We start from the raw sequence: 3,716 nt of genomic DNA, 5'->3' as shown, positions 1-3,716 counted from the left end.
ACGCTCTTCTGGTCGTGCGGTGACGATTCTTTATTCATCATGATCGTCGAACCATATACGGGCAGACGCTTCCCTCGAACGCCTGCATCAAGTGTTTCGAGATCAAGGGTTTCGAGGGTTCTGATCCGGCGTCGACCGCGGTTCTTCGGGGTTGGGAACCTTGGGGTCGATCGTGTCTGCATGATCTCGTTGCTGGTTCAGTTCGTCGCGAGAACTCGTCGCCTCTTTCCGATGCTGCGCTGCATGATGTTGCAGCGCAGACGCTTCCGCCGCTTTGGCGTCGGCCTCAGCCTGCACCATGCGCGCTTTGGCTGCTGTCTCTTCTGCCCGCGCCTCGCGCTCGCCTACTTGCAGTGACTTGTCTGCGACGTCTTCGCGGATCTGTTCTGCCTCGATGTGACGACGCTCGTCACGCCTGTTTCGCGCCACCCACAGGAGTGCGGCCACGATCGCTATCACCACGACCACGGCAACAATTATCCAGATAATGCTGCTGGTACTCATACTGCGAGAGGTACCCACCTGCGACTTTCTCACACGCAGGCAAACAAATACGCTGAAATTACAGGTCGGTCGGATGTGTGTTGGCTCCGCATAGAACCACGCACAGTTCACCGTCGGACGGCGGCGACACCGTTCCGTTCAGAACCGGAGCCAATGCTGCTGCGGTTCCCAACTCCACCAGAATCCGGAACTCCCGCCACAGGAATGCCCGCGCTTGCCGGATCGAATCATCTTCGACCACAACACTGTCTACCGAACTCTCATGCAGTGTCTCCCAGGCGATGGCACCAATTCGTGTAGCCCCCAACGAGTCTCCGGCGATACTGTTTACTTCGATATCCACCGGACGCCCCGCATCGAGCGAGGTGCGCAAGGTGGCAGCCCCGGTCGGCTCGACGGCTACCACGTGATCTTCGGGACGAGCCGCCGCGACGATTCCAGAGACCAATCCGCCGCCGCCGACTGCAACGCAATACGTAATCGGTCCGGATGCGTCGTCTTCGAGCTCGAGAGCGATGGTGCCGGCCCCACTGACGATGTCGGGCAGGTCGTAGGCATGCAGTTCGAGCGCACCGCTGGTGCGTGCGATGTCCGCCGCAGCGGCAGCAGCGAGCGCATACCGGTCGCCTACCTTGTGAACGGTTGCACCCAACTCTCCGAGAGCCTTCACCTTGGCATCAGGCGCTGTCTCCGGTACCACCACTGTGCAGGTGAGTCCTCGTCGCCGCGCTGCCCACGCGGCCCCGATTGCAGCGTTGCCGCCAGACGCGATCACCACGCCGGCATCGGGCATGGTGCCGTCGGCGACCGCTCGTTCCACTGCATTGAGACTGCCGCGCACTTTGAAGGAACCGCCGTGCTGGAGGTACTCGAGCTTGAACAGAACCGGTACCTCACCCTGTGGCGTCGGTAGAGCAGAGCGAAAGATCGGAGTACGCCGCGCCAGTCCTGCGATACGAGTCCGCGCAGCTTCGACGTCCGAGCGCTCGATTGCCACTGGACCTGCATTGTTGTCGGCGGTGAGAGTCATGTACCAACCCTACGGTTCGCAACGTCGACCCGAAGCAGTCGGCCCATCCTCATCATGATGTCTGTTTTTCACCAAGGAATGCCCACATCTGACCGAGACAATGGACCTCGGGGTGAATAAATTTACTACTACAAGCACAACGACGACATCAAGGAAAGGCACACCCCATGTCGAAGATCGCAGTATTCGGTGGAAACGGTTTTGCAGGAAGCGCAATCGCGAAAGAAGCCGCTTCACGCGGCCACGAGGTAACCGTCGTCGCTCGCAGCGCGCAGTCCGGAACCGACACGAATGTCGTGCAGGGTTCGGTTCACGACAACACGATCGTGGAGCAGATCACGGCAGACAACGACGTCGTTGTCGTTGCCATCCCCGCTCGCGAGATCGACGGCAAGCGCCTGCTCGACGCCGTCACTCCCCTCGCAGATGCCGCCACACGCAACGGTGCTCGCATTGCCGTAGTCGGTGGCGCCGGCAGCCTGTTGGTCTCCGAGGGTGGGCCACGCGTCGTCGACACCCCCGACTTCCCGGACGCATACAAGGGTGAGGCACTCGCTCACGCCGACGTCCTCGATGCGCTCCGCGCGACCGACAGCAATGTCGACTGGTTCTACGTGAGCCCGGCCGCAGCGTTCGGTGCCCATTCCAGTTGGGTGGCGACATTCTCCTGACGGACGCCGAGGGCAACTCCGCCATCGCGGGCGAAGACTACGCCCACGCTTTTGTCGACGAGATCGAGACTCCGGCACACCGTCGCCAGCGTTTCACCGTCGCACACTGAATATGAGCAACCTTCGTAGGCGCGCAGCCTGGATGACTGTTCCCGCTGCCGCCGCACTCCTGCTCACCGCGTGCTCCAACGACGCGGAATCCGCAACGCCCAGCAGTTCTACGACGTCCACGAGCGTTGTTGCCGAAAAGGGCGATCAACTCGAATCCAACAAGACCATCGTCACGGATTTCTACGAACTGGCGTTCAACGGCCGTCAGGTTCAGCAAGCCGCCGACCGATACCTTGGCGACGTCTACATCCAACACAACCCCACCGCCGCCGATGGGGCAGCTGGATTTGTCAGCGGCATAGGCGGTTACGTCGAGGCCACACCCGGATTGCATGCCGAGATCACTCGCGTTTTCGCCGAGGGCGATCTGGTTGCCCTCCAGTCCCACACCACGTCTGCACCCGGCGACCGCGGCCAGGCGGTATTCGACATCTTCCGCGTCGACAACGGCAAGATCGTCGAACACTGGGATGCCATTCAAGACGTGCCGGAAACGTCCGCGAATCCGAACACGATGTTCGACGGACCCACCTCGTCGCCGTCCAAGTCGTCAGAAGTCTTGGAGCGCAACACGGCCAACGCGTTGACGTTCCTGCAGCTCGCCTTCAACGAAGGCAAAGCCGCCGAGGCTGCCGACCAGCTGGTCGGTCCGACCTACACCCAGCACAACCCCTCGTTCGCTGACGGCAAGGACGCATTTGTCACCGCACTGGCCGGGATCGAACCCGTTACCGGAGACAAGGCCACCAAGTTTCCACGGACGGTAGCCGAGGGCGACTTCGTCTTTGTTCAGACCTTCGCTTCGTCCGGTGGGGGAACGGCCGGCAGCGGCTCGATGGACATCTTCCGATTCGACGAGAACGGCAAAATCGTCGAGCATTGGGACGCCGTCCAGGACTACCCGTCGACGACTGCAAGCGGCAACACCGTGTGGGACGACGGTCGCTGAGACGACAACTCCGAACAGTTCAGAGAGGGATGCGGATCAGCCGACGTTGATTCGTTCTGTGTCGCCGTCGTAGTAGTCCAACAATCTCTGATCCATCACCCGGCGCCACAGCGGTGGAATCCACGCGATCACGATCATCACTGCGTAGCCGGCCGGAAGTTGCGGCGCTTCGGCCGCGCTACGCAGACTTTGGTACCGCAGCTTCGGGTTGGCGTGGTGATCGCTGTGCCGCTGCAGTTGGTAGAGAAACAGATTGCTCACGACGTGATCGCTGTTCCAACTGTCAGCGGGGCTGCAGCGAACGTACGAGCCGTCGGCACGCTTGCCACGCAGCAGGCCGTAATGCTCGAGATAGTTCGCGGCTTCGAGGAAGGTGAATCCGGCAACTGCCTGCAGCAGGAGCCAGGGCGCGACCTCCCAACCGAAGATACCGATCAGCGTCGCGAAGAGG

General features: G+C 61.4%; 4 protein-coding genes and 1 pseudogene. 2 read left to right on the top strand and 3 right to left on the bottom strand.

The genetic code is table 11. The features are described 5' to 3' along the window. Nucleotides 1–102: 102 nt before the first annotated feature. The gene (locus tag A2J01_RS26470; RefSeq protein WP_037130583.1) at nt 103–504 is read right to left on the bottom strand and encodes a hypothetical protein; all 402 of its coding nucleotides are present in this window, start codon (nt 502–504) and stop codon (nt 103–105) included. Between the two features lie 58 nt (nt 505–562). Next, the gene (locus A2J01_RS26465) at nt 563–1,534 is read right to left on the bottom strand and encodes a serine/threonine dehydratase (protein ID WP_064113929.1); all 972 of its coding nucleotides are present in this window, start codon (nt 1,532–1,534) and stop codon (nt 563–565) included. A 167-nt stretch (nt 1,535–1,701) separates the two neighbouring features. Between A2J01_RS26465 and A2J01_RS26460 the strand changes: the two are divergent. After that, nucleotides 1,702–2,315, top strand: a pseudogene (locus A2J01_RS26460) (NAD(P)-dependent oxidoreductase). A 32-nt stretch (nt 2,316–2,347) separates the two neighbouring features. Continuing rightward, nucleotides 2,348–3,265 (top strand): nuclear transport factor 2 family protein, encoded by a 918-nt coding sequence (locus A2J01_RS26455; protein WP_231915918.1) that lies wholly within the window; start codon nt 2,348–2,350, stop codon nt 3,263–3,265. 36 nt (nt 3,266–3,301) lie between these two features. On the opposite strand, the gene A2J01_RS26450 is transcribed toward A2J01_RS26455, so the two are convergent. Next, on the bottom strand, nt 3,302–3,716 hold a 415-nt coding region (locus tag A2J01_RS26450; RefSeq protein ID WP_197494307.1), incomplete at its 5' end, for a fatty acid desaturase.

Source organism: Rhodococcus sp. EPR-134 (assembly GCF_001647205.1).
GTDB classification, from domain to species: domain Bacteria; phylum Actinomycetota; class Actinomycetes; order Mycobacteriales; family Mycobacteriaceae; genus Rhodococcus_F; species Rhodococcus_F qingshengii.
The sequence above is the reverse complement of the archived record's forward strand: the minus strand, read 5'-3'. Positions and strand labels throughout refer to the sequence as shown.

Bases quoted from the DNA above. Each gene is read 5' to 3' on its own strand.
- A2J01_RS26455 (WP_231915918.1), top strand. From the start codon at position 2,348: ATGACTGTTCCCGCTGCCGCCGCACTCCTGCTCACCGCGTGCTCCAAC.
- A2J01_RS26465 (WP_064113929.1), bottom strand. From the start codon at position 1,534: ATGACTCTCACCGCCGACAACAATGCAGGTCCAGTGGCAATCGAGCGC.
- A2J01_RS26470 (WP_037130583.1), bottom strand. From the start codon at position 504: ATGAGTACCAGCAGCATTATCTGGATAATTGTTGCCGTGGTCGTGGTG.